Origin of the sequence: Microvirga massiliensis (assembly GCF_001006805.1) — a bacterium.
GTDB lineage: Bacteria > Pseudomonadota > Alphaproteobacteria > Rhizobiales > Beijerinckiaceae > Microvirga > Microvirga massiliensis.
Genome location: NZ_LN811352.1, coordinates 184,500 through 209,345, shown reverse-complemented (window position 1 = coordinate 209,345; position 24,846 = coordinate 184,500). Strand labels below are relative to the sequence as shown.

The following is a 24,846-nucleotide window of genomic DNA, read 5'->3' as shown; positions in this document are numbered from 1 at the left end:
TCTCAAACCTCCGAGACGCGGCCATCGCTGGCCTGATACATGGGCAACAGGACACGGAAGGTCGTGCGCCTCGGAGCAGGGTCGAACTCGACGATCCCGCCGTGGTCACCGACGATTTTGGCGACCCAAGCAAGTCCGAGGCCACTTCCCTGGGCTTTGGTCGTGATGAAGGGGTCGAAGAGCTCTCCGGCGATGTCGGCCGGAATCCCCGGCCCGTTATCCCGCACGCTGAACTCGATCGGCAGGCGGATCCGCTCCTTCGACCCGGGCACCTGCAGGCGAACGCCGGTTCGGAACGCCGTCGACAGGACGACCTCCCCGTCCGGTGCATCGATTCCGATCGCCTCCGCAGCGTTCTTCACGAGGTTGAGGGCGACTTGGATGAGCTGGTCCCGGTTCCCGAGGACCGCGGGCAATGAGGGATCGTAGTTCTCGACGAACCGGATATGCCGCGCGAATCCGCTCTGGGCGAGGCGCTTCACGTGATCGAGGACCCCATGCACGTTGACGGGCCCCCGTTCGACCGGGCGTTCCTCCCCGAACTCCTCCATGCGCTCGACCAGCTTCACGATTCGGTCGGTCTCGTCGCAGATGAGTTGTGTCAGAACGCGGTCGTCCTGGCCTACGGATTGTTCGAGGAGCTGGGCTGCGCCTCTGATCCCCGACAGCGGGTTCTTGATCTCATGGGCCAGCATCGCGCCGAGCGCCGTGACGGAACGCGCCGCACCACGGTGTGTGAGCTGACGGTTCATCTTGTCCGCCATCGTTCGTTCCTGCAGCAGGAGAACGACAATGTCGCCGTCCTCGGCCATCGGTGTCGCAAAGACGTCCACGATGCGCTCGAGCCCAATTCGAGGACTTCCCACGTCGATCCGGTATTCGCTCACGCTGGCCCCGCGCCGGCGGACCTCCTCGACGAGACCAAGAACCGGGGACCCAAACGGCACCAGTCTCTCGAGGCTCTGACGCTGCATCACCGTGAGGCTCACGTCGAAAAAGGCCTCCGCGGCCGAGTTGGCATGCAGGATCTGCCCGCCCTGCCCGATCGTCAGGACAGGCAGGGGCAGCGCGTTCATGATGCGGTCCGGAGTGGCCTTCATAGGACTGCTCCGCGAGCGTAGTCACGGGGCCACTCGGGCCCGGGGTCACGCACCTCCGACCACCGCTCCGGTTCGATTCCGCCGGCATAATGCGATCGAAGGCGCCGCTTTCTTCCCAAGGCCGTCATGCCGCCTCCCGGACGGGCTCGCCATAAAGCCGCCCGAGGATCCTTGCGACTGCTGCGGGATCGTCCGACGTCACGAGTTCGCGTCGCTCCCCCGGGCTGATGGAAAAGCCCTGGCCGAGGGCCTCATCGGCATATGCTGCAAGATGCTTGCGGGCATGGCGGACGCCCATCTCCCGGCCATAGAGGGACAACAGGCCCTCATAGTGTTCGAGGATCGCCGCGGTCTTTGCTTCCGGTGCGGGATCACGGGCGGGACGGCCCGCGAGAGCGGAGCCCACTCGACCGACGATCCATGGACGCCCGAGCGCTGCGCGACCGATCATGACGGCCGTAGCTCGGGATGCATGCAGGCAGGCCAGCGCCTGCGCCTCCGAGTCGATGTCGCCATTCGCGACGACCGGGAGGTCGACGGCATCGACGACAGCGCGGATGGCGCTCCAATCCGCCCTGCCCTTGTAGAATTGCTGGCGTGTGCGTCCATGGACCGTCAGCGCCTGGACCCCGAGTGCCTCGGCCCGCCGCGCAAGCTCCGGAGCGTTGATCGAGGCCTCATCCCAGCCGAGGCGCATCTTCACAGTGACCGGGACCGTCGCCGCCGCGACCGTTGCTTCAATTAGGCGCGCCGCATGGTCCAAATCCCGCATCAAGGCGGATCCTGCATAGCCGCCTATGACCCGTTTTGCCGGGCAGCCCATATTGATGTCGATGATCTGGGCGCCAGCACTCTCCGCGACACGGGTGGCCTCGCTCATCCAGCGGGGATCGCATCCTGCCAGCTGGATCACATGCGGCTCGATGCCCGAGCCTTCCGCACGCATACGAGCTTCCGGAGAGCCTCGGACCAGTTCGTCCGAGGCGACCATCTCCGAGACCACGAGCCCTGCCCCGAAGCGTCGTGCGATCCTGCGGAATACCGCGTCGGTAACGCCCGAGAGTGGAGCGAGGACGGCTGGAACGGAGACCGGCAGAGCGCCGGCGTGCCAAGTGGCGCTGCCTATTTTTTCATCAATTCGCATCGTGCCTACAGAATCATCAAAATGGCCCAGGGCGCAAGGAGCATTCCAGCCGGTGATGGCGCATGACAGCAAAAAGGCTGGCTTCCCTCAGAGGTGGCGGCAGGATACAGGCACGTTCCCATGGGTATTGCCGCGGTCATTGTCGCTGCCGGACGAGGCATACGTGCCGGCGGGGAGCTTCCCAAGCAGTTTCGTGCGCTCGGCGGGCAGGCGATCATCTCACGCGTGCTCGCCCGCTTTCTGTCGCACCCGCAGATCGACCGGGTCGTGGTGGTCATCCACCCGGACGATCGTTCATTGCTCGAGGAGACAGCCCGCGGGCATCTCGGAAATCCAAAGCTGCTCGTCGTTCCCGGTGGAGGCCGAACCCGGCAGATTTCCGTCCGGAATGGACTCGAGGCGCTTCGGGAGCAGGCTCCCGACCTCGTTCTCGTTCACGATGCCGCCAGACCGTTCGTCAGCAGTGAGCAGATCGATCTGGCGATCCGAGAGGGCCTCCGCAGTGGGGCCGCGATCCCGGGGATTTCCGTCGTGGATACGGTCAAGCTCGTGGACGAGGAAGGCACGGTTGTTGCGACACCCGATCGGTCCCGTCTGCGCGCCGTCCAGACTCCGCAGGCGTTCCGATTCGATGAGCTTCTGGCTGTCCACCGGAGGGCACTTCAGGAAGGCCGAGAGGACTTCAGTGACGATGGCGCCCTCGCAGAGTGGGCCGGTCTGGCCGTGAGCGTGTTCGAGGGAGATCCGTCCAACGTGAAGCTCACGAGAATGGAAGATTTCGAACAGGCCGAGCAGCGCCTGAACAGCGATCGCACGCGTCTTGCCGTGCGATTGGGAACGGGTTTCGACGTTCATGCTTTTGCGCCCGGCGACCATATCTGGCTGGGAGGGGTCAAGATTCCCCACGACCAGGGGGTTGCCGCCCATTCCGACGGGGACGTGGTGCTCCATGCCCTGACCGACGCCCTCCTTGGCGCTCTCGCCGAGGGAGATATCGGTGTGCATTTCCCGCCGAGCGATCCGCAATGGCGCGGCGCATCCTCGGATCGCTTTCTGGCATTTGCCGCCGAGCGCGTGCGGACCCGCGGCGGGCTCATCGATCATCTGGACGCTACGATCCTCTGCGAAACGCCGCGCCTCGGGCCGTATCGTGAGGCGATGCGGACGCGAATTGCGGAGATCGTCGGAATCGGCATCGGGAGCGTGTCCCTCAAGGCGACGACGACCGAGCGCCTCGGCTTTACCGGTCGGAGAGAAGGCTTGGCCGCCCAGGCGGCTGCAACCATTCGGCTCCCGGAGGTCGGCACATGACGGAACTCTTCGGCGAGCGGACCGCTGCCCTGATCGCCCGCTACGCCGAGCGGGGCCTGCGGATCGCTACGGCCGAGTCATGCACCGGCGGCCTCGTCGCTGCCCTGCTGACCGAGATACCCGGTTCTTCGGCTGTCGTCGAACGCGGATTCGTGACCTACTCGAATGAGGCGAAGACGGAGCTGCTCGGAGTCGACCCTGCGCTCATCGCAAGGCACGGTGCCGTCAGCGAGGAGGTCGCCCTGGCAATGGCTGAAGGCGCCCTCGCCCATTCCCGAGCCGATGTCGCTGTCTCGATCACCGGGATCGCCGGACCGGGCGGCGCGACGCCCGGCAAGCCTGTCGGGCTCGTCCATTTCGGTCTCGCGCGACGCGGGCGGCCTGCCAGCCACTGTGCACGGACCTTTACGGGGCTGGATCGAACCCGGGTTCGCCTCGCCGCCGCCGAGATGGCGCTCTCTCTGTTTGAAGCAGCCATCGAGTAGCGACCGGTCAAGTTGCGGTGCGCATCATCAGGCCAATAGCATCGGACCCCAAAGTGGAATCCACTTTGGGGTCCGATGCTTTAATCCTTGAGCGGCACATCGTTCGCCGCAGAAAAGTGGACCCACTTTTCCGCACGATGCCCTAGGCCGGCACGGCTCCATAGACCTGTCGCGCACGCTCCTCGAAAGCCTGCGAGAATTTCCGGAAAGCCTTGTCGAACACCGAACCCATCAGGCGTCCCAGAAGGATGCTCTTGAACTCGTAGCGAATATAAAACTCCACATCCGATCCGTTCGCCTGCGGCCGGAAGGTCCAGCGGTTCTCGAGAAACCTGAACGGCCCGTCCACATATTCGACCAGGATCTGCTGGTGCTCGCGATCGAGCGTCACGCGACTCGTGAAGGTCTCGTTGATCGCCTTGTAGCCGACGCGCATGGAAGCGATCAGCGTTTCCGTGCCGTCGTCGGCTCTGATGCGCCGCAGCACCCGCAGCTCTTCGCACAGCGGCACGAATTCAGGATACCGCTCGACATCCGCCACGAGGTCGAACATTTGGTCCGCGCTGTAGCGAACCGGCCTGGTCGAGTGAAAGGTCGGCATTGATGATCGCTGTCAACGTTTCTCGAGCCGGGCAGCCTTCAATCTCGCGAAATCTTCGCCCGCGTGATGCGAGGACCGCGTAAGCGGTGTTGCGGATACGAGAAGGAACCCCTTTGCGTAAGCCGTGGTTTCGAGGCCCTTGAACTCATCCGGCGTGACAAAACGAACCACCGGATGATGCTTTCGCGTCGGCTGCAGATACTGCCCGATCGTCAGGAAATCGACATCCGCAGACCTAAGGTCGTCCATGAGCTGGAGAATCTCGTTTCGCTCTTCGCCGAGCCCAACCATGATCCCGGACTTTGTGAAGATCGAGTTGTCGAGTTCCTTGACGCGCTGTAGCAGCCTGACCGAATGGAAATACCGCGCACCGGGCCTCACCGTGAGATAGCGCGACGGCACCGTTTCCAGATTGTGGTTGAAGACGTCGGGGCGAGCGGCGACGACGATCTCGAGCGCTCCATCCTTTCTCAGGAAGTCGGGCGTCAGCACCTCGATCGTGGTCTCCGGCGAACGAGAGCGGATCGCCTCGATCACAGCCGCAAAATGGGCAGCACCTCCATCCGCCAGGTCGTCACGGTCGACCGACGTGATCACGACGTGCTGGAGGCCGAGCTTCGCAACCGCGTCCGCTACCTTTGCGGGCTCGTCCGGATCGAGCGCTTGCGGAAGTCCGGTTTTGACGTTGCAGAAGGCGCAGGCGCGCGTGCACGTGTCCCCCATGATCATGAAGGTGGCGTGCTTTTTCTCCCAGCACTCTCCGATGTTGGGGCAGCCGGCTTCCTCGCAGACGGTCACGAGGTTGTTGTCGCGAACGATGCGGTTCGTCTCGGCCCAGCGGGCGGAGCCTGGCGCCTTGACGCGGATCCAATCCGGCTTGCGCTGCAGGGGCTGATCCGGACGGTGCGCCTTTTCCGGGTGACGGGGCCGGCGGTCCTGGTTTAGGAGGTCGATTACAACGGACATGCGAGATCATCCCTGGAGCGGGATAGCTCGCCGCTCCGGGCCTGACTTAAGTGCAACGGGCCGGCAGCGCAAACGGCCGGCCCGATCGAGTCGCATTCTCTCAGGAAGAGGCATGCCGCCCCGTCAGGGCCCGGAAGATCACGATGAGAATCGTCGCTCCGAAGATTGCGGCGATCAGCGTTCCCCAGAACCCGCGGACGGAGATACCAACCATGCTGGCGAGAAAGCCGCCGAGGAATGCTCCGGCGATGCCGATGATGATGTTCGTCAGCAGCCCGTGATCCGAGCGCGTGAACCGCTCGGCGATCCAGCCCGCCAAGGCACCGATGACCAGCATCGCCAGAAACCCAACACCTTCCATCGCACTCTCCCGGGTGGTTGCGCCGGGTTAACTGCGAAGGTACGGCTTTCGTTCAAACGGTCGGGCGGACGATCAGGACGCGTCGCCGGTCACGCGGGCTGAAACAATCCGGTCGGGATCACGGACCGGCTCCCCACGCTTGATCTTGTCGACGTTCTCCATTCCCTCGATCACCTTCCCCCAGACGGTGTATTGCTTGTCGAGGAAGCGGGCGTCGTCGAAGCAGATGAAGAACTGTGAATTGGCGGAATGCGGATAGTTCGTCCGGGCCATCGAGCAGACGCCGCGGACATGGGGCTCCGCATTGAACTCGGCCTGGAGGTCTGGCAGGTCGGACCCGCCCGTTCCGGTGCCTTGCGGGCATCCGGTCTGGGCCATGAACCCGTCGATCACGCGGTGGAATGCCACCCCGTCGTAGAAGCCGCGATTGGCGAGCGTCGTGATCCGCTCGACATGCTTGGGAGCAAGATCGGGCCGCAACTCGATGACAACGCGGCCTTTCGTGGTTTCGAGAATGAGCTTGTCCTGTTCAGCCATGCTGTTTCCTTTCAGATTGGCCTGTCGTCGACAAAGCGGAACGTGAAGGGGCGGCCGGCAATGGCCGCACCCAGGGAAGCACTCAAGGGAAGCGGAGTGCAGCGCTCAAGTGCCTGTGTCACCGAGCGGGTGAATCGCTCGCGCTCATCCCTGTCGGGGCTGAGCCGTGCAAAGGTAATGGCAGGACGCCCGATCACTTGCCCGTCTCGCCGGAGGCTGAGGCGAACCGTGACCTGCTGCCCGCTCGGTCCGGCTCCAGTCGGGAGCCGCCAGCATTTGCGTATTGCCTCGTGGATTTCGCCGAGGCGCTCGATTCGGGAAATCTGCCGCGGTTCTGCGGAGGACCGCACGATCCCATCGAAGTGCTCCCGATCCGGCGACAGCGCCTTGCGCGCTCCGGAACCATCCGGGGGCGTGAGTGCGGCGTCGGGCCCCGGCACCGCCCCGCTACCCTGTGGGCTGGCGACCAGGACAGTTGCAGCGAAGGCAACCAGGCGGATTCCGTGAGGGATCTTCAGCGGGCATCCTCCGCGAGCTGCATACGAACGATCTTATCCGGGTTTTCGACCGTTCCGTTGGCGTTCCGGTCACCCTTCTTGATCTTCCGGACGGCATCCATTCCGGAGACCACCTCCCCGACGACCGTATATTGACCGGTCAGGGGTCCGCAGCCCTCGTAACAGATGAAGAACTGGCTGTTGGCGGAGTCCGGGTTTGCAGACCGCGCCATCCCCACGGTTCCGGGCTTATAGGGCGTCTTCGTGAACTCTGCGGGGATATTCGGGAGATCGGACTTCCCCATCCCCGTTCCGGTCGGGTCCCCCGTCTGGGCCATGAAGCCGTCTATGACCCGATGAAACGGGACGCCGTCATAAAAGCCACGCTTCGTCAGTGTCTTGATCTGCTCGACGTGGCGTGGGGCAAGGTCGGGTCTCAGGCGAATCGTGACGCGTCCGTCCTTCGTATCGAGGTAGATCGTGTTCTTCGGATCGGCCGTGCTCTGCTGAGCCAGGGCTGGTGCCACAAGGCTGGCAGCGAGCACAACGGCGGTGAGTAACCGTCTCATCAAAGTCTCCCGGGGAAGCTTCAGTTCGGGCGGAACTTGCGGCTCAGCAGCTCGGCCACGTGGGCCGGTACGAAGCTCGAAATGTCTCCGCCCATCGCAGCCACCTGACGGACGAGCGTGGCCGTGATGGGGCGAACGAGGGGCGAGGCCGGCAGAAAGACCGTCTGGACCTCGGGAGCCATGGTCTGGTTCATGGCTGCCATCTGCATCTCGTAGTCGAAGTCGGTGCCGTCACGCAGACCGCGGATCACAATGGTAGCGCCATGCCGGCGTGCCGCCTGGACCGCCAAGTCGTCGAACGTCACGACCAGGAGTTCCGTTCCCTCTTCCTGCGCGATCGGGCCGCACACGGCTTCGAGCATCTCGGAGCGCTCCTGCGCCGTGAAGATCGGAGCCTTGGCGGGATGAACGCCGATTGCGATCACGAGCCGGTCGACGAAGCGGCAGGCATGCCTGACGACGTCGAGGTGCCCGTTCGTCACAGGATCGAAGCTGCCGGTGTAAAGAGCCGTGCGGGTCATCATCCCCGCTTAGCGCGGGACACACCGGGCCGCAACGCCCGGCGCGCCTCCGAGAGAGGACCTACTCCTCGCCCTCTTCCTCTGCTTCGTCCTCGCCTTCGATGTGCTCCACCGAGACGACCCGTTGACCGTCACGGGTACCGAAGACGATCACGCCCTGAGTCGAGCGGCCGGCGATCCGGATGCCATCGACCGGCACGCGGATGAGCTGGCCGCCATTGGTGACGAGCATGATCTGATCCGAGTGCTCGACCGGGAACGAGGCCACCAGGTTTCCGTTCCGGCTGTTCACTGCCATGGCTGTGATGCCCTTGCCGCCTCGGCCGGTGATCCGGTACTCGTACGAAGAAGTGCGCTTGCCGTAGCCATTCTCCGACAAGGTCAGGATGAACTGCTCCTCGGCGCTCATTTGTGCGTAGCGCTCTTGGGAGAGCGCTGCGGCCGGCACTTCCTCCTCACCTTCCGAGGCATCGCCGTTGTGCTCACCCATCACTGCGCGGCGCATCTTCAGATAGCCGATCCGCTCTTCGCTGGTCGCTTCGACGTGGCGCAGAATGGCCATGGAGATGATGCTGTCACCCTCGGCGAGCGCGATCCCGCGGACCCCCATCGAGTCGCGGCCCTTGAAGACCCGAACGTCCGGAACGGGGAAGCGGATGCTTTGGCCCCTGGCAGTCGTCAGAAGGACGTCGTCGCCTTCGCTGCAGATCTGCACGCCGACGATGGTATCGCCCTCGTCGAGCCTCATGGCTATCTTCCCGGCCCGGTTCACCTGCGCGAAGTCCGAGAGCTTGTTTCGCCGCACAGTGCCGCGCGAGGTGGTGAACATCACATCGAGGCTGTCCCACGACGACTCGTCCTCTGGGAGAGGCATGATCGTGGTGATGCGCTCGTCCGTTTCGAGCGGAAGCATGTTGACGAGCGCCTTGCCGCGCGCGCTCGGCGCGGCAACCGGCAACCGCCAGACCTTCTCCTTGTAGACCTTGCCCTTGGACGAGAAGAACAGAACCGGCGCGTGGGTGCTGGCCACGAAAAGCCGCGTGACGAAATCCTCGTCCCGCGTCGACATGCCGGAGCGGCCTTTGCCGCCGCGACGCTGCGCCCGATAAGTCGAAAGCGGCACGCGCTTGATGTATCCCGCGTGCGACACGGTAATCACCATGTCCTCACGCTGGATCAGGTCCTCGTCGTCGACCTCCGAATCCCAATCCACGATCTGGGTACGCCGTGGCGTTGCAAAGGCCTCTCGAACTTCGGCAAGCTCCTGCTTGATGATCCCGAAGATCCGCTCACGGGAGCGCAGAATATCGAGATAATCCGAGATTTCACTCGCCAGTTTCTTGAGCTCGTCTCCGATCTCGTCCCGGCCGAGAGCGGTCAGGCGTTGCAGCCGCAGGTCCAGAATGGCCCGCGCCTGCGCTTCGGAGAGCCGATACGTCGAATCCTCAGCAACACGATGCCGCGGATCGTCGACGAGAGCGATCAAAGGAGCAATGTCGTGCGCTGGCCAATTGCGCGCCATCAAGGCTTCGCGCGCCGCGTTCGGATCGGGCGCCGTACGGATCAGGCGGATGACCTCGTCGATATTTGCGACCGCGATCGCGAGACCGCACAGGACATGGGCCCGCTCGCGGGCTTTTGCGAGCAGATATTTCGTTCGCCGGGAGACCACCTCTTCGCGGAAATCCACGAAGGCGTGCAGGAGGTCCTTGAGGTTCATTTGTTCGGGACGGCCGCCGTTCAACGCCACCATGTTGGCGCCGAACGATTGCTGCAGAGCCGTGAACCGGTAGAGCTGATTCAGCACGACCTCGGCCATCGCGTCGCGCTTCAACTCCACGACGATCCGCATGCCATCCCGATCGGATTCGTCGCGCAAATCGGAAATGCCTTCGATCTTCTTTTCGCGGACGAGCTCTGCGATCCTTTCGACCAAAGAAGCCTTGTTCACCTGATAGGGAATCTCGGTGAAGACGATTGCTTCCCTCTCCTTTCGAACTTCCTCCACCGTGCTCTTGGCACGCATGATGATCGAGCCGCGCCCGGTGGCGTAGGCCTGACGCACGCCGGCTCGCCCGAGAATCAAGCCGCCCGTCGGGAAATCGGGGCCCGGAATGAACTCGATGAGCTCTTCGGTCGTAATCTCCGGATTGTCGATCAGGGCGATGCAGCCGTCGATGACTTCTCCGAGATTATGTGGCGGCATGTTCGTCGCCATTCCGACGGCGATGCCGCCGGCGCCGTTCACGAGGAGATTTGGATAGCGCGCCGGGAGTACGGCCGGTTCGTGCTTGGATTCGTCGTAGTTCGGCGTGAAATCGACGGTGTCCTTGTCGATGTCCTCCAGAAGCGGCATGGCCGGTTTCGCGAGGCGAGACTCGGTGTAGCGCATGGCCGCCGGCGGATCGCCGTCGATCGATCCGAAGTTCCCCTGCCCATCTACCAGCATGAGCCGGAGGGAGAAGTCCTGCGCCATGCGCACGAGGGCATCGTAGATCGCGGAGTCGCCGTGAGGGTGATACTGACCCATCACGTCACCGACGATGCGCGCGGACTTCACGTATTTCCGATCGGGCGTGTAGTTGTTCTCGTGCATCGAGTAGAGGATGCGGCGATGAACCGGTTTCAATCCATCACGGGCATCCGGCAGGGCACGGCTCACGATCACGCTCATCGCGTAATCGAGGTAGGAGCGCTTCATCTCCTCGGTGATGGAAACCGGCTTGATGTCGGTCGCCGGAAGTTCGCCCGAAGGACCTCCAGGACGATTATCGTTCGGATTGCTCAAGACTGCTCTTTCTACACGACATTGCCGGCGAGCCGAGCCCCCCGCCCGGCACCCGGATCACGCGCGAATCTCATGAAGGGACTTAACTCCTTAAATGGGCGAGAAAGCGTGGATTTTCAAGCATTTTGCGGCTGTTTATCCACGAACTCGAAGCGATTTCTCGGCCCGTGCCGGTCCGGCCATCCTCGCCCTCGAGAAAGATGTTTTCCCATAGGTCACGCCTTCGCGACGCCGTTTGCCGGGACCACCGATCGATCGAGCCTTTGGGGCGGCCGAGATAGGGATTGACGATGCTCTTCGACTTCGTTTCGACGGCCCTGGTGACGCTGCTCGTGACGCTCGATCCGGCTGGCCTGGTCCCCATCTTCATCTCGGTCACGAGGGGCATGAACAGCGCTGAACGGCGTCAGGTAGCGCTGCGGGCATCTCTCATTGCATTCGGGATCCTGGTCTTCTTCGGCGTCGGTGGGGACCTGCTGTTCGACCTTCTCGGTGTCGGGTTGCCCGCATTCCGGATCTCCGGCGGGCTGCTCCTGTTCTGGATCGCCTTCGAAATGGTCTTCGAGCGCCGAACGGACCGGAAGCAGAACACCGTCGATGTGGCCATCACCGAGGACCACATCCGGAATGTGGCTGCCTTTCCCCTGGCGATTCCCCTGATGGCTGGCCCGGGTGCGATCACGGCGACGATCCTCTTGGCGGGCCGCACCCACGAACGGCCGCTGTATCTGATCAGCCTGATTCTGCTGATCGGTGTCGGCGTCGCCACCTGTTTCGCGCTCTTTCTGGCGGCAGACCGGGTCGCACGATTCCTGGGCGCCACCGGGAACGTGGTTCTGAGCCGACTGCTCGGCTTGATACTGGCGGGCCTTGCCGTTCAGTTCGTCGTCGACGGCATCCTGGAACTCATTCCGGCGTCCGGGTGAGGCGATCAGAGGCTCTCGAGCAGCCGCCGCATGAGCTCCCGCCGCGGGGCGATCGACGAAAGGAGGCCATACTCGTGCAGGGTGTGAGCCCCGTCTCCATCGATTCCCAGCCCATCGAGCGTCGGTACGCCGAGCGCAGCAGTGAAATTCCCGTCGGAGCCGCCCCCGCTCTGCGGAATGTCCAGTAGATCGAAGCCGATTTCGGCTGCGATGGCCTGCGCTTTCTCGAAAAGCTCGATCACGCCGGGGCTCCGCTCATAGGGCGGACGGTTCATTCCGCCGGTGACGTGAACGGCGACGTCTGAATTCCCGGATTGCAGCGCCAGAATCGCCGCGGAGCAGGCTTCGCCGTCGGCAGCATTCGTGACGCGAAGGTCGATTGTGAACTGGCAATGCTGAGGAATGGTGTTCACTGCCGTGCCACCGTTGACGAGGCCGACAGTCGTCGTGACCCCTCGGCCGTAATCCGTCATGCCCTCCACTGCGAGGATCAGCCGCGCCGCCTCCCGGATCGCGCTGCGGCCGTCCTGATGTCTTGATCCCGCATGAGCCGGCCGCCCTTCGACATGCACGTCGAAGCGCCCGACGCCCTTGCGGGAGGTGACGATCTTGCCTCCATCACGAGCGGGTTCGGTGACGAGGGTGTAGGCGGAGCTTCGCGCCAGATCCTCGATGATCGGCCGAGTCATCGGGCTTCCGATCTCCTCATCGGAGGTCACGAGGAAGGTGACGGGTCTCGATGCGCTCGCGGCGCGGGTAACGTCCCGGAAGGCATGGAGCGCAAGATACGCACCTCCCTTCATGTCGTAGACACCGGGCCCGTAGAGACGATCACCTTCCTGACGTATCGGAAGCTTTGCAAGGGTGCCAACCGGATGCACGGTGTCGAGATGCGACAGGACGAGCGTGCAAGGCTCATCGCGATTCGGCCCGGCCCGCAGGAGAATGCAGTCGCCAAGACCATCCGTTCCCGGAATCCTCTCCAGATTCACGGGAGAACCGGAGAGAAATTCCTGGACGAGATCCATCATCCGATTGACCCCGCCGCTATCGTGCGTCGGGCTCTCGGTACGAATCCAGGTAAGAAGATCAGCAGGAACTTCGGGCGTCATGGTCTCTGGCCGGCGAGAATGCAGAAAGGCGGCCGTCGGGGCCGCCTCTCATTTCCCTAGCGCTCTAGCGGGCAACTGTCACGACCGGGCCGAAACGGCACAGGACGTCAGAGGCCGAAAGTCACCAGTCCTTCGGGGCTGATCGCCCAGGCCGGATTCCAGGCAATCTCCCAGGCGTGGTCATCGGGATCCGCGACATAGCCGCTGAGGCCCCCGTGCGGAGGCTCGGTGGCTGCCTTCAGGATGCGTCCTCCATGATTTGAAAGCCGCTCCAGAAGGGGTTGCACTGCCTCGCGGCCCTGGACGTTATGCGCGAGGGCGAATGCGCCCGGGCGTGCAAGTCCCTCTCGCTGCATATCGGTCGCAAGGCAAGCTGCGAGCCAGGTGCCGAGAACGAAGCCATTCATCTGGTAGAAGACGATTTCGTCGTTCTGGAATACGGGCATCCAGCCGAAGCCCTCGACATAGAACCGGCGCGACCGCTCGAGGTCACTGACCCCTAGCGTGATGACGGATACCTGCTGCTGCACGATGCGAGCCTCTCCCGTGTATTGGCACTCGGGTCGCGAGGCTCAGCCGCCATGCAAGGATGGCTCCCCCCAAGGGGAGCCATCGGACAAGCCTTACCGGACCGTTCAACGGGAGAAGGAATAGTTCCCAAGGAGATCGGGTTGGCACCTCCTCCCGTCGGATACAGGACTCAGAACGGGATATCGTCGTCCAGGTCGTTGAACCTGGAGCCTCCGCTGGCTGCTGCCGGCCGCCGCTCCATGGGAGACGAACGTCCGAAATCGCCGCCCCGGCTGATCTGGCCGCCCTCCTCGTCCATTTGCTCGGACGCTCCGCCGCCTCGCCCGTCGAGAAGCGTGAGTTCACCACGGAAGCGCTGGAGCACGACCTCTGTAGTATAGCGCTCCTGGCCGGACTGATCCTGCCATTTCCTGGTCTGAAGCTGGCCCTCGACGTAGACCTTCGAGCCTTTCCGGAGATACTGCTCGGCAATTCTGGCCAGGTTCTCATTGAAGATAACGACCTGGTGCCACTCGGTCTTTTCCTTGCGCTCGCCCGTAGCCTTGTCCTTCCAGGACTCGGAGGTCGCGATACGCAGGTTCACGACCGGCTCGCCTGAGTTCAGCCGCCGGACTTCGGGGTCTTTCCCGAGATTGCCGACCAGTATTACCTTATTCACGCTTCCCGCCATGGGAGCCTCTCCACAATGTCACCTCGGACCCGTTGTGACGCGCGCAAGCGAGCCCAAGCAAGCCGAGGATCGGACCATCACTCTCCTGTCCCCAGGCTATTGGGGGCATCGCTAAACGTTCTATATTTGTTCCGTTACGGGAGCAAGCTCTTTGTCATGGCATCGGCCAGGCGGAAGCTTGTCCGTTTGCCATCGAAAGGGCCCTGCTGGCGACTACTCTACCGGCCTATCTCGATCACAGGCCCCTCCTCCAGCTCCTGCAATCTCTTGCTCCGAACCCGTTGCCGCCGCTCAATGTATTCTTTTTGTTCTGGTCGCATCGTGTTAGACGGGCCCTCTTGTGGCCGGCCGAGGGACGCTTCCATATGACGGGTCGGCAGAGCTCCCGCACTGCATGACTGGGCACGCAATGGCTTCACTCGACGATCTGTTCTCCCGCGCAAAGGCTGGCGACCGCGACGCGCGGGTCATCTCCGTACGAGGCGCCCGGGAGCACAACCTGAAGAACGTCGACCTCGTGATCCCGCGAGATCGCCTGGTCGTGTTCACGGGCCTGTCGGGTTCGGGAAAGTCTTCGCTCGCCTTCGACACGATCTATGCAGAAGGCCAGCGTCGCTACGTCGAATCCCTGTCGTCCTATGCGCGGCAGTTCCTGGAAATGATGCAGAAGCCCGATGTCGATCAGATCGACGGGCTGTCGCCGGCAATCTCGATTGAGCAGAAGACGACCTCTCGCAATCCGAGATCGACCGTCGGCACGGTGACGGAGATCTACGATTATATGCGTCTTCTGTGGGCGCGGATCGGAATTCCCTACTCGCCTGCGACCGGGCTGCCGATCGAGAGTCAGACAGTCAGCCAGATGGTGGACCGCATCCTGGAGCTTCCGGAGAAGGCCCGCCTTTACCTGCTCGCACCCGTCGTGCGCGGACGCAAGGGCGAGTACCGCAAGGAAATCGCTGAGTTTCAAAAGAAGGGTTTTCAGCGCCTGAAGATCGACGGGGAGTTCTATTCCATCGACGACGTGCCGGCGCTCGACAAGAAGTTCAAGCACGACATCGACGTCGTCGTGGACCGCATCGTCGTGCGGCCCGACATTGCTTCACGCTTGGCGGACTCCCTGGAAACTGCGCTCGAGCTCGCGGACGGAATCGCAGTGATCGAGCATGCCGACGAGAAGGACGAGAAAGGACAGCCACGGAGGATCACGTTCTCTTCGAAGTTCGCCTGTCCGGTCTCGGGATTCACGATCCCGGAGATCGAGCCCCGGCTCTTCTCGTTCAATAATCCCTTTGGCGCTTGCCCGACCTGCGGCGGCATCGGGCACGAGATGCGTGTCGATCCTGCACTCGTCGTGCCCGACGAAACGCTTCCGCTGAAGCGTGGGGCCATCGCACCTTGGGCCAAGAGCACATCGCCCTATTACGGCCAGACGCTCGAGGCGATCGCAAAGCACTACAAGGCTTCCACCAGCAAGCCCTGGGCCGAACTCGCGGCGAAGGTGCGCGATGTGATCCTTTACGGCTCTGACGCAGAGGCGATCCGCTTCGCCTATGATGACGGATTGCGGGCCTATGAAGTGAAGAAGCCGTTCGAGGGTGTGATTCCGAACCTCGAGCGCCGCCACAAGGAAACGGAGAGTGACTGGGCGCGCGAGGAGATCGGGCGCTTCATGAGCGAGACGCCCTGCGCCGCGTGCGGTGGCAAACGGCTGAAGCCGGAAGCGCTCGCGGTCAAGATAGTCGGCCGCGACGTCGGTGAGATAACCGCCCTCTCGGTTCGTGATGCACGAACCTGGTTCGCGGCGCTCCCTGATGTGCTGTCCGCAAAGCAGCAGGAAATTGCGACGCGGATCCTGAAGGAAATTCGGGATCGTCTGAGCTTTCTCGTCGATGTCGGTCTGGAATATCTCACCCTCGCTCGTTCGTCAGGGACTCTGTCCGGTGGAGAAAGCCAGCGCATCAGGCTTGCCTCTCAGATCGGATCCGGTCTGACCGGCGTTCTCTATGTTCTCGACGAGCCTTCGATCGGTTTGCACCAGCGCGACAACGAGCGCCTCCTCGGTACACTGAAGAGGCTGCGTGACCTCGGCAATACCGTGGTCGTCGTGGAACACGACGAAGATGCCATTCTCCAGGCCGACTACGTGGTGGATGTCGGGCCGGGAGCCGGTATCCACGGCGGCGAGATCGTGGCCGAAGGAACGCCGGCGGAAATCATGGCCAATCCTGCGTCGCTAACGGGGAAATACCTGACCGGCGAGATGGCCGTGAAGGTGCCCGCAAAGCGCCGCAAGCCCGTGAAGAGCCGGATGCTCCGGCTGGTCGGCGCCCGCGGCAATAACCTGAAGAACATAACGGCCGAGATCCCGCTCGGCACCTTCACGTGCATCACCGGCGTCTCCGGCGGTGGCAAGTCGACCCTCATTGTCGATACGCTCTACAAGGCGGTTGCCCGTAAGCTGAATGGCGCGCTCGAACATCCTGCCCCCTTCGACAAGATCGAGGGGCTGGAGCACCTCGACAAGGTCATCGACATCGACCAATCGCCGATCGGCAGGACACCGCGCTCGAATCCGGCAACTTATATCGGAGCGTTCACGCCCATTCGGGAATGGTTCGCCGGGCTCCCGGAAGCCAAGGCTCGCGGATATCAGCCGGGCCGCTTCTCCTTCAACGTCAAGGGCGGGCGTTGCGAGGCATGTTGTGGCGATGGTGTCATCAAGATCGAGATGCACTTCCTGCCGGACGTCTACGTGACCTGCGACGTCTGCAAGGGAAAGCGTTACGACCGGGAGACCTTGGAAGTCCGCTATCGTGAGAAATCCATCGCCGACATTCTCGACATGACCGTCGAGGAGGCGAAGGAACTCTTCAAGGCGGTGCCGACGATCCGTGACAAGCTCGAGACGTTGGCGCGTGTCGGGCTGAACTATATCCATGTCGGGCAGCAGGCGACCACGCTGTCGGGTGGTGAGGCCCAGAGGGTGAAGCTCGCGAAGGAGCTTTCCAAGCGCGCGACCGGGCGTACGCTCTACATCCTCGATGAACCGACGACGGGACTGCACTTCCACGATGTGGCCAAGCTGCTCGAGGTGCTGCACGAGCTCGTGGATCAGGGGAACACCGTCGTGGTGATCGAGCACAACCTCGAGGTCATCAAGACCGCCGACTGGGTGATCGACATGGGGCCCGAAGGTGGAGATGGCGGCGGGCGCATCGTCGCTCAGGGGACGCCCGAAGACATCTGTGCGAACGAGGCGAGCCACACGGGCCGGTTCCTTCGTGAAGTGCTTGCGCGACGGCCCCTCCGCCGAGCGGCGCGTGCTGCAGCGGAGTAGGGTCGGTCACGTGCCGCTCCTCCCGTAGGCGGAGGTGCGATTGGTCCGGGCTCGAGCCTCCTCGACAACAGGCAGTCCGGGCAGGTGACGCACCGAGGGGGCGGCACGGCGAGCGCCTGCCAAGTATGGTCGGCGAAATTCTATTCGGGAATCTTGCCAGCGCTTTTGAGCTTTTGGGGCGCATTCGCAGCATGCTCGAGAAGCACCAGAGTTAATCAACTCGGAAGGAGGTATGCACTGCACGCATGGTGCCTATCGCGGTTCGTCACTCGCCTTGGAGCATCTTTGTTCCTATATGCTGCAGTGCAACAAGAGAGCGATGCTCCGATCAAGCCCGATAGCGCATACGCTCCAGGAGTCGACCGATGTTTGTTACATACCTGCTGACCAAGATCCGCGAATACCTCCGCTACCGCGAAACCGTGCGTGAGCTCTCCCAGCTCAGCGACCGCGAGCTCGACGATCTGGGAATCTCTCGTTACCAGATCCAGTCCGTCGCGCGCGCCCACGCTTCTGCGTAAGCACGTCACAAAACGGTTGCCGTTTTGAGCGCCCGCCCCTGGCGGGCGTTTGGCGTTTCAGAGGGCGCTTCAGATCGGGTTGATCCGTCAGCATCACACGTCTACCTCACCGGCATGAGCAATCTCGAACCGATCCACGTCATTGGCGGGGGCTTGGCGGGCTCCGAAGCCGCCTGGCAGATCGCCCAAGCCGGCGTTCCAGTCATCCTGCACGAGATGCGCCCGGTCCGTGGCACCGACGCTCACAAGACCGACGGCCTCGCCGAGCTGGTCTGTTCCAACTCATTCCGCTCCGACGATCCCGAGACGAATGCGGTCGGTCTGCTTCACCAGGAGATGCGACGGCTCGGCTCACTCGTCATGCGTTCGGGTGACGCCAACATGGTGCCGGCCGGAGGAGCTCTGGCCGTCGATCGTGACGGCTTCTCCGCCGTCGTGACCGAAGCCCTCGAGCGGCATCCACTTATCGAAATCCGTCGCGAGGAAATCACGGGCCTCCCGCCGGAGGACTGGTCGTCTTCGATCATCGCGACGGGGCCGCTGACCTCCCCGGCCCTGGCCGATGCCATCCGCGGCTTCACGGGAGAGAGCGAACTCGCCTTCTTTGATGCGATTGCCCCGATCGTCTACCGGGAGAGCATCGACATGGGTACCGCTTGGTTCCAGTCCCGATACGATAAAGCCGGGCCGGGCGGAACGGGCGCCGATTACATCAACTGCCCGCTGAACCGCGAGCAGTACGAAGCGCTCGTCGATGCACTTCTTTCCGGTGACAAGACCAGCTTTCATGAATGGGAGACCAGCACGCCCTACTTCGACGGCTGTCTCCCGATCGAGGTCATGGCAGAGCGCGGGCGCGAAACTCTGCGCCATGGCCCCATGAAGCCGGTCGGCCTGACCAATCCGCACCGACCCACCGAGAAACCCTACGCTGTCGTGCAGTTGCGGCAGGACAACGCGCTGGGAACCCTATTCAACATGGTCGGGTTCCAAACGAAGTTGAAATACGGAGAGCAGGCCCGCGTATTCCGGATGATTCCCGGCCTGGAACAGGCGGAGTTCGCACGGCTCGGCGGGCTCCACCGCAACACGTACCTGAACTCGCCGAGGCTCCTCGACACGACACTCCGGCTTCGGGCACTGCCGCGAATCCGCTTCGCCGGCCAGATTACCGGCTGTGAAGGGTATGTGGAGAGCGCCGCGATCGGCCTCATGACGGGTCGTTTCGCTGCCGCGGAATGCCTTGGCCGCCCGATCAGCCCTCCTCCATCGACAACAGCGCTGGGAGCGCTGATCGGACATATCACCGGCGGTCACATCGAGGTGATTGACCGGGGTCCTCGATCCTTCCAGCCGATGAACATCAATTTCGGCCTCTTCCCGCCGCTCGAGACAGCGGCTCGCGATGAATCCGGCAAGCGGCTGCGCGGAAGTGCGAAGGCGATTGCGAAAAAGCGAGCCCTCACCGATCGCGCTCGGACGGATCTGGAAATGTGGCTGAACGAGAGCTCGCTTCCCCAAGCCGCGGAGTGAGCCGCTTTCTCTACCAGCGGTCTCGCCAGAGTGCCCATATCCGGCGCCAGGGCTGCAACTCTATCACAGAGAGGAAGGGATCGTAGCCGGGCCTGTCCATCTGAGCGAGATAGGGCTCGACAAGGGCTATCGGTCGGAATGCCGTGCTGGTGCCGGTCGGGATACCCGACCGGAGCTGCCGAGCCTGGTCCTCGTGACGCCTGGCAAGCGCGCGAAGGTCACTCAGGGCACCGAGCAGGCCCGGCCCTCCCCGTCCAGAGACGACATCTTCCCGGACGACACCATGCCTGGACAGGATGTCGCGCGGAATGAAGACCTGCCCGCGGCGCGCATGCCAAGGAAAGGCGCGCAGAATCCCGGTAATCGCGTAGGCAACGCCTGCATGGCCGGCCACATCCGCGGGTCCTGGTGGCGAACCGTCCGCCAGGATGAGTTCCGCCAAGCGCAGCAGACTGGAGGACGTCTCTCCGCAATAGCCCTCAAGGTCGTTCACACTCGGGAACAGGTCGTCGTAAAGGTCGAAGACACGCGCATCGATCAGGTCGACGAATGTCTGCCGGGGCAGCCGAAACCGGACGATCGTGTCGTCGAGGGCCGCTGCCAGGGGATTTGCCTTCACGTCTCCGCGTGCCTCGCCCTGGAGTGCGTCACGCCACCATTGCAGGCGGATCTCGCCGATCATCGCCTCACGGACGCTCTCGCGGACCCGGGCCGCCTCATGGCTGAACGCATAGAGCGCGAAGAGATACGGGCGTTTGTCGCCGGGCGCGAACAGTGTTGCCCAGTAGCGATCCGGATCGGCATCTCTCACGAGGGCTTCGGCATGGGCGAAAGCGAAATTTTCGGCGGACACGTGCGAAACCCACCTCCAGCGGACAATGTCAGCCGGCTTCCGGAACCGCAATCAGTGCGGCGGCCACACGCCGGTTCTCGGCGAGGAGCACGTTGAAGGTCCTCGCTGCGGCGCCCGTCGGCATCACGTCTATTCTGATTCCTGCGCCCCGAAGCACCGCTCGGACGGGCTCGGGCAGAGCTGCGACCTCCGGCCCGGTGCCGATCAGGAGAAGATCGATCGCATCAGCTTCCTCACGCACGAGCGCAAATGCCTCCGGCGTCAGGTCGGTGACGTCTGCGACATCCCAGGCATGTATGCCGGAAGGAAGCGCGAGGATCGATCCGCGATGGGACATCTCCGCAAAGCGGAAGCCGCCTCTGCCATAGGCGTCGATCAGATGGCGACCGGGCACGAAACCTTCATAGATCCGGCCCGCCACGGTTCTACTCCGCAGGTTGCGCGACGCGCGTGTCGGCTGTGAGGGTTTGCTCCGAGCCGGGCTTCAGCCCGAGATAGATCAGGATCGGACCCGCGATGAAGACCGACGAATAGGTACCGATCACAAGCCCGAACAGCATCGCGTACGAGAAGCTCGACAGCACGTCACCGCCGAAGATGGCGAGCGCGATCAATGCCAGTCCCGTGGAGCAACCCGTGATGATCGTGCGCGTGAGCGTCTCGTTCATCGCTCGGTCGAGGAGGTCATTGAGTGGCAGTCGCTTGTATTTCCGCATCGTTTCACGGACGCGGTCATAAACGACGACCGTGTCGTTCAGCGAATAGCCGATGATCGTGAGCAGTGCCGCAATCGAGGTCATATTGAACTCGATCTGCGTGATTGCAAAAAATCCCATCGTCAGGACGATATCGTGGAGCGTCGCAACGATGGCGCCTATCGCGAACTGCCATTCGAAGCGGAACCAGAGATAGGCCAGGATCGCGAAGAGCGAGAGGATGATGCCGATCGTGCCGGACTGCACGAGCTCGCCCGAGACCCGAGGGCCAACGACTTCGATCCGTCGGAAATCATAGTCGGCGGAGAACGCTTCCCGCATCTTGGAGACGACCGCCTGCTGTCCCTGCTCACCCCCGGGCTGGAGCTCGATGCGCACAGAAACCTCGCGGCCATCGCCGAATTCCTGCACCTCAACTTCACCGAATCCGAGCGTGTCGGCGGTCTGGCGTACGGCGGCGACATCGGCGCTCGGCCCTTTCGCCATGAGCTCGACCAGGGTCCCACCCTTGAAGTCGATGCCGAAGTTCATCCCGATGGTGAAGAACAGGACGACCGCCAGAACCGACATCGCGGCAGAGAACGGAAAGCTCATGCGCCGAATGCGCATGAACTCGTATTTCGTATCGGTCGGGAAATAGCGGATCAGCATGGTGGCCGGGGCCCTGTCAGAACGTGATGGCCTTGGGTCGCGCGTAGCGGTACCAAGTGGCAAGCAAGAGCTTCGTCACCGTGTAGGCCGTGAAAACGGTGGTGATGATGCCGATCGAGAGCGTCACGGCGAAGCCGCGAACGGGCCCTGTGCCGAGGAAGAACAGGATCGCCCCGGCCAGAAGGGTCGTGAAGTTCGCGTCGACGATGGTGCCGAGCGCACGAACGAAGCCCTGATCCATCGACAATGCCGCGGAGCGTCCGAGCCGGGCCTCTTCCCGGATGCGCTCGTAGATCAGGACGTTGGAATCGACCGCCATGCCGATGGTCAGCAGGATACCTGCAATTCCCGGCAGCGTCAGCGTCGCCTGAAGCACGGATAGAACGCCGAAGATCAGCCCGACATTGATGAGAACCGCCACCACGGCGATGAAGCCGAGAAATCCGTATGTCCCGATCATGAAGGCCGCGACAAGCAGGGTTCCGACAACGAGGGCGAGTTGCCCGGCTTCAATGGAGTCCTGCCCGAGGCCCGGGCCAACCGTGCGTTCCTCGACGATCGTCAGCTTCGCGGGAAGCGCACCCGCGCGGAGCAGCACGGCAAGGTCATTGGCCTGCTGGACCGTGAAACGACCCGAGATCTGCCCTGCGCCCCCCGTGATCGGCGTCTGGATCCGTGGAGCCGAGATGACCTCGTTATCAAGGACGATCGCCAGCGGGCGCCCGACATTCTCGGTCGTAGCCTGCCCGAAGCGCTGTGCCCCCCTGATGTTGAAGCGGAAATTGACGATCGGCTCGTTAGTGCGCTGGTCGAAAGCCGGCTGGGCATCGGTAAGGTCGGCACCCTCGACGATGACCCGCCTCTCCACCGGGATACGCTGTCCCCCGGCGTCCCGGGAAGGAAGCAGGTCGACGTCTCCCGTAGGCTGATCGGCAACCAATCGGAATTCGAGCTTTGCCGTACGCCCGAGAATTTCCTTCAGGCGTTGCGGATCCTGCAGGCCCGGCACTTGAACGAGAATCCGGTCTGCCCCCTGCCTCTGGATGTTCGGCTCGGTCGTCCCGAGCGCGTCGACGCGCCGGCGGAGCACCTCCATGGCCTGCTCGGCCGCACGGCGAATCCGCTCACGGGAACCTTCCTCAGAATAGACAAGCTGAATCAGGCCATCCGGGGCCTCCGTGATCTCGATTTCCCGGGCGCCAGTTTGCCCCAGGATGGCATTCGAGATCGGCTGCGCGAGTTCCCGGAGGCGGGGCAGCACCTTCTCCCGATCGTCGGCATCCGTTACCCGAACCTGGACCCCTCGCGGCAGGAGCTGGATTCCGCCTTGAGGCGCGACGCGGGCTTCGCGGAAGACGCGGCGGACATCGTCGCGCAGTTGCGTCGCTTGAGTTCGCATGAAGTCCGGAACATCGACCTCAAGGAGAACATGCGAGCCCCCCTGAAGATCGAGGCCGAGAACGATGGCTCGCGTCGGGACGATCCAGGATGGCACCCAGCCCGGAAGGCTTTGCCGTAACGCGAGGCGCTGATCCGCAGACATCATGCTCGGAACGGCAAGGAGCAGGCCGATCAGCACGGTCGCGACGATCGCGACGACCTTCGGGGTGGAGAACCGGAGCATTCCCGTACAAACCTTTCGTGTCGCGTCCGGTCAGGCCTTGACGGGCTCGCCCTTGGTCCGAACCTCTGCGATCATGGATCGCGCGACCTTCACCTTTACGCCGTCGGCAATCTCCACGTCGATGTCGGTGGAGTCCTCGGTGACCTTGGTGACCTTCCCGATGATCCCGCCCGAGGTCACAACAGTGTCGCCACGGCGGACGTTCTTGATCATTTCCTGGTGATCCTTCACCCGCCGCTGCTGCGGCCGAATGATCAGGAACCACATAATAATGAAAATGAGGACGAACGGCACGAGTTGGAGAAAAATATCGCCACCGCCCGCAGCGGGGGCCCCTTGCGCGAAAGCGGGGGTGATCAAGCGTCTCTCCATGGATAAAGGCGCGAGCCGAGGCCCTTCGCCTCGCCGCGCCTTTTGGTTTCGATAGCGGCCGGGACTATACGCATCGACCTCGCGAAATCAACGAACTACAGCCATGCCGTGCGCAGGGGCCGCTGTCGCCCTAGGACGCACCGCACGACGGCAGGCCCGGAGCCATGTGGATTTCGCCGCCCGGAAAATGACTCTATTCAGCAGATCGGAACTGTCCCTAGCGAGATTGTAATGCCTCCTGAGACCCTGCCCACCATTCCGCCGGAGATCACCAGCCTGCTCGAGCGGGTTGCCCATGCGCTCGAACGGATTGCCCCACCGGAATCGACTCCTCTTGATTTCACCGTGGCGGACGCCTTCGTGTGGCATCCGAACGGCCGGCGCCTGGCCCCTGTCCCGAGAGTGAACCGGGTCGAGATGACGCTGCTTCGCGGCATCGACCGGGTAAGGGACATCCTTCTCGAGAACACGACCCGGTTCGCCGACGGCCTTCCGGCCAATAACGCGCTCCTCTGGGGTGCTCGGGGCATGGGGAAATCTTCGCTCGTGAAGGCGGCCCACGAGACCGTCAACAGCTCTCGCGAAGATCGCACGGCATTGAAGCTGATCGAGATCCACAGGGAGGACATCGATTCTCTCCCGGATCTGATGACGATCCTCCGCCAGGATCCCCACCGGTTCATCATCTTCTGTGACGATCTCTCGTTCGATGCCGACGACACGTCCTACAAATCCCTCAAGGCAGTTCTCGAGGGTGGCATCGAGGGGCGGCCGCATAACGTCATCTTCTATGCAACCTCAAACCGGCGACATCTGCTGCCGCGGGACATGATGGAGAACGAGCGATCCACCGCCATCAATCCCGGAGAGGCCGTCGAGGAGAAGGTCTCGCTGTCGGACAGATTCGGACTTTGGCTGGGATTTCACCGCTGCAGCCAGGACGAGTACCTGGCCATGGTGTTTGGCTATCTCGCCCATTGGGGACTCGACACGGATCCCGAAGGCACCAGGGCGGAAGCGCTCGAGTGGGCAACAACCCGAGGCTCACGTTCGGGGAGAACGGCTTGGCAGTTCGTGCAGGATTACGCCGGGCGAGCCGGACGGGCTCTCACCTGAG

25 protein-coding genes are annotated in these 24,846 nt (G+C 63.0%); 7 read left to right on the top strand and 18 right to left on the bottom strand.

Translation table 11 applies throughout. From position 1 onward, the window contains the following. Positions 1-2 precede the first annotated feature (2 nt). Positions 3-1,100, bottom strand: coding sequence for a two-component system sensor histidine kinase NtrB (locus tag BN1233_RS09900; protein ID WP_046863413.1), 1,098 nt, complete (start codon positions 1,098-1,100; stop codon positions 3-5). Between the two features lie 124 nt (positions 1,101-1,224). After that, positions 1,225-2,244 carry a tRNA dihydrouridine synthase DusB gene (gene dusB, locus BN1233_RS09895; RefSeq protein WP_052763743.1) on the bottom strand — a complete coding sequence of 340 codons (1,020 nt, stop codon included), beginning with the start codon at positions 2,242-2,244 and terminating at the stop codon, positions 1,225-1,227. A 120-nt stretch (positions 2,245-2,364) separates the two neighbouring features. On the opposite strand from dusB, the gene BN1233_RS09890 reads away from it, so the two are divergent. Then, positions 2,365-3,555 carry a bifunctional 2-C-methyl-D-erythritol 4-phosphate cytidylyltransferase/2-C-methyl-D-erythritol 2,4-cyclodiphosphate synthase gene (locus BN1233_RS09890; protein ID WP_046863412.1) on the top strand — a complete coding sequence of 397 codons (1,191 nt, stop codon included), beginning with the start codon at positions 2,365-2,367 and terminating at the stop codon, positions 3,553-3,555. Then, entirely contained in the window at positions 3,552-4,040 is a 489-nt protein-coding gene (locus tag BN1233_RS09885) for a CinA family protein (protein ID WP_046863411.1), read from the top strand. Before BN1233_RS09890 ends, BN1233_RS09885 begins: the two co-directional genes overlap by 4 nt. A 142-nt stretch (positions 4,041-4,182) precedes the next feature. On the opposite strand, the gene BN1233_RS09880 is transcribed toward BN1233_RS09885, so the two are convergent. The 8 genes from BN1233_RS09880 to gyrA all read right to left on the bottom strand — a co-directional run bounded on the left by BN1233_RS09880 (position 4,183) and on the right by gyrA (position 10,793). Beyond that, the gene (locus BN1233_RS09880) at positions 4,183-4,641 is read right to left on the bottom strand and encodes a type II toxin-antitoxin system RatA family toxin (RefSeq protein ID WP_046863410.1); all 459 of its coding nucleotides are present in this window, start codon (positions 4,639-4,641) and stop codon (positions 4,183-4,185) included. Positions 4,642-4,653: 12 nt separating this feature from the next. Further along, positions 4,654-5,607, bottom strand: coding sequence for a lipoyl synthase (gene lipA / locus BN1233_RS09875; protein ID WP_046863409.1), 954 nt, complete (start codon positions 5,605-5,607; stop codon positions 4,654-4,656). A gap of 100 nt (positions 5,608-5,707) precedes the next feature. Further along, a complete protein-coding gene (locus BN1233_RS09870; protein ID WP_046863408.1) occupies positions 5,708-5,968 on the bottom strand; it encodes a GlsB/YeaQ/YmgE family stress response membrane protein in 261 nt (86 codons plus the stop codon). Between the two features lie 72 nt (positions 5,969-6,040). Further along, on the bottom strand, positions 6,041-6,505 hold the full coding sequence (locus tag BN1233_RS09865; protein ID WP_046863407.1) for a peptidylprolyl isomerase: 465 nt from the start codon (positions 6,503-6,505) through the stop codon (positions 6,041-6,043). An 11-nt stretch (positions 6,506-6,516) separates the two neighbouring features. Continuing rightward, on the bottom strand, positions 6,517-6,945 hold the full coding sequence (locus BN1233_RS09860) for a TonB C-terminal domain-containing protein (RefSeq protein ID WP_082145337.1): 429 nt from the start codon (positions 6,943-6,945) through the stop codon (positions 6,517-6,519). A 74-nt stretch (positions 6,946-7,019) separates the two neighbouring features. Continuing rightward, the gene (locus BN1233_RS09855) at positions 7,020-7,571 is read right to left on the bottom strand and encodes a peptidylprolyl isomerase (RefSeq protein ID WP_187144271.1); all 552 of its coding nucleotides are present in this window, start codon (positions 7,569-7,571) and stop codon (positions 7,020-7,022) included. Positions 7,572-7,591: 20 nt separating this feature from the next. Continuing rightward, positions 7,592-8,092, bottom strand: coding sequence for a pantetheine-phosphate adenylyltransferase (coaD, locus tag BN1233_RS09850; RefSeq protein WP_046863867.1), 501 nt, complete (start codon positions 8,090-8,092; stop codon positions 7,592-7,594). 61 nt (positions 8,093-8,153) lie between these two features. Next, entirely contained in the window at positions 8,154-10,793 is a 2,640-nt protein-coding gene (gene gyrA / locus BN1233_RS09845) for a DNA gyrase subunit A (RefSeq protein WP_244470661.1), read from the bottom strand. Between the two features lie 377 nt (positions 10,794-11,170). Here gyrA and BN1233_RS09840 point away from each other — a divergent pair, with 377 nt between their 5' ends. Further along, a complete protein-coding gene (locus tag BN1233_RS09840; RefSeq protein ID WP_046863404.1) occupies positions 11,171-11,806 on the top strand; it encodes a MarC family protein in 636 nt (211 codons plus the stop codon). Between the two features lie 5 nt (positions 11,807-11,811). On the opposite strand, the gene BN1233_RS09835 is transcribed toward BN1233_RS09840, so the two are convergent. From BN1233_RS09835 to BN1233_RS09825, 3 genes are all read right to left on the bottom strand, one after another. Beyond that, positions 11,812-12,918, bottom strand: coding sequence for a M20 family metallopeptidase (locus BN1233_RS09835; RefSeq protein WP_046863403.1), 1,107 nt, complete (start codon positions 12,916-12,918; stop codon positions 11,812-11,814). A gap of 107 nt (positions 12,919-13,025) precedes the next feature. Next, the gene (locus BN1233_RS09830; RefSeq protein WP_046863402.1) at positions 13,026-13,448 is read right to left on the bottom strand and encodes a VOC family protein; all 423 of its coding nucleotides are present in this window, start codon (positions 13,446-13,448) and stop codon (positions 13,026-13,028) included. A 170-nt stretch (positions 13,449-13,618) separates the two neighbouring features. Further along, positions 13,619-14,119, bottom strand: a complete 501-nt coding sequence (locus tag BN1233_RS09825; RefSeq protein ID WP_046863401.1) for a single-stranded DNA-binding protein — start codon at positions 14,117-14,119, stop codon at positions 13,619-13,621. Between the two features lie 409 nt (positions 14,120-14,528). Here BN1233_RS09825 and uvrA point away from each other — a divergent pair, with 409 nt between their 5' ends. The 3 genes from uvrA (at position 14,529) to trmFO (ending at position 19,513) form a co-directional block, all read left to right on the top strand. Further along, a complete protein-coding gene (gene uvrA, locus BN1233_RS09820; RefSeq protein WP_046863400.1) occupies positions 14,529-17,459 on the top strand; it encodes an excinuclease ABC subunit UvrA in 2,931 nt (976 codons plus the stop codon). 365 nt (positions 17,460-17,824) lie between these two features. Continuing rightward, positions 17,825-17,980 carry a DUF1127 domain-containing protein gene (locus BN1233_RS44560; protein WP_074078280.1) on the top strand — a complete coding sequence of 52 codons (156 nt, stop codon included), beginning with the start codon at positions 17,825-17,827 and terminating at the stop codon, positions 17,978-17,980. Between the two features lie 114 nt (positions 17,981-18,094). Beyond that, entirely contained in the window at positions 18,095-19,513 is a 1,419-nt protein-coding gene (gene trmFO, locus BN1233_RS09815; RefSeq protein ID WP_046863399.1) for a methylenetetrahydrofolate--tRNA-(uracil(54)-C(5))-methyltransferase (FADH(2)-oxidizing) TrmFO, read from the top strand. Between the two features lie 10 nt (positions 19,514-19,523). Here the strand turns inward: trmFO and BN1233_RS09810 are convergent, their stop codons facing one another. From BN1233_RS09810 to yajC, 5 genes are read right to left on the bottom strand one after another with little or no spacing between them, the layout of a single operon-like run. Next, the gene (locus tag BN1233_RS09810; protein ID WP_082145335.1) at positions 19,524-20,366 is read right to left on the bottom strand and encodes a phytoene/squalene synthase family protein; all 843 of its coding nucleotides are present in this window, start codon (positions 20,364-20,366) and stop codon (positions 19,524-19,526) included. A 28-nt stretch (positions 20,367-20,394) separates the two neighbouring features. Further along, positions 20,395-20,802: an Mth938-like domain-containing protein gene (locus tag BN1233_RS09805; protein WP_425311711.1), complete on the bottom strand. Its 408-nt coding sequence runs from the start codon at positions 20,800-20,802 to the stop codon at positions 20,395-20,397. Beyond that, on the bottom strand, positions 20,792-21,733 hold the full coding sequence (gene secF, locus BN1233_RS09800; protein ID WP_046863397.1) for a protein translocase subunit SecF: 942 nt from the start codon (positions 21,731-21,733) through the stop codon (positions 20,792-20,794). Before secF ends, BN1233_RS09805 begins: the two co-directional genes overlap by 11 nt. A gap of 16 nt (positions 21,734-21,749) precedes the next feature. Beyond that, positions 21,750-23,357, bottom strand: a complete 1,608-nt coding sequence (gene secD, locus BN1233_RS09795) for a protein translocase subunit SecD (protein ID WP_046863396.1) — start codon at positions 23,355-23,357, stop codon at positions 21,750-21,752. A 30-nt stretch (positions 23,358-23,387) separates the two neighbouring features. After that, a complete protein-coding gene (gene yajC, locus BN1233_RS09790) occupies positions 23,388-23,717 on the bottom strand; it encodes a preprotein translocase subunit YajC (RefSeq protein WP_046863395.1) in 330 nt (109 codons plus the stop codon). A gap of 243 nt (positions 23,718-23,960) precedes the next feature. Here yajC and BN1233_RS09785 point away from each other — a divergent pair, with 243 nt between their 5' ends. Next, on the top strand, positions 23,961-24,845 hold the full coding sequence (locus tag BN1233_RS09785) for an ATP-binding protein (RefSeq protein WP_046863394.1): 885 nt from the start codon (positions 23,961-23,963) through the stop codon (positions 24,843-24,845). Position 24,846: the final 1 nt, after the last annotated feature.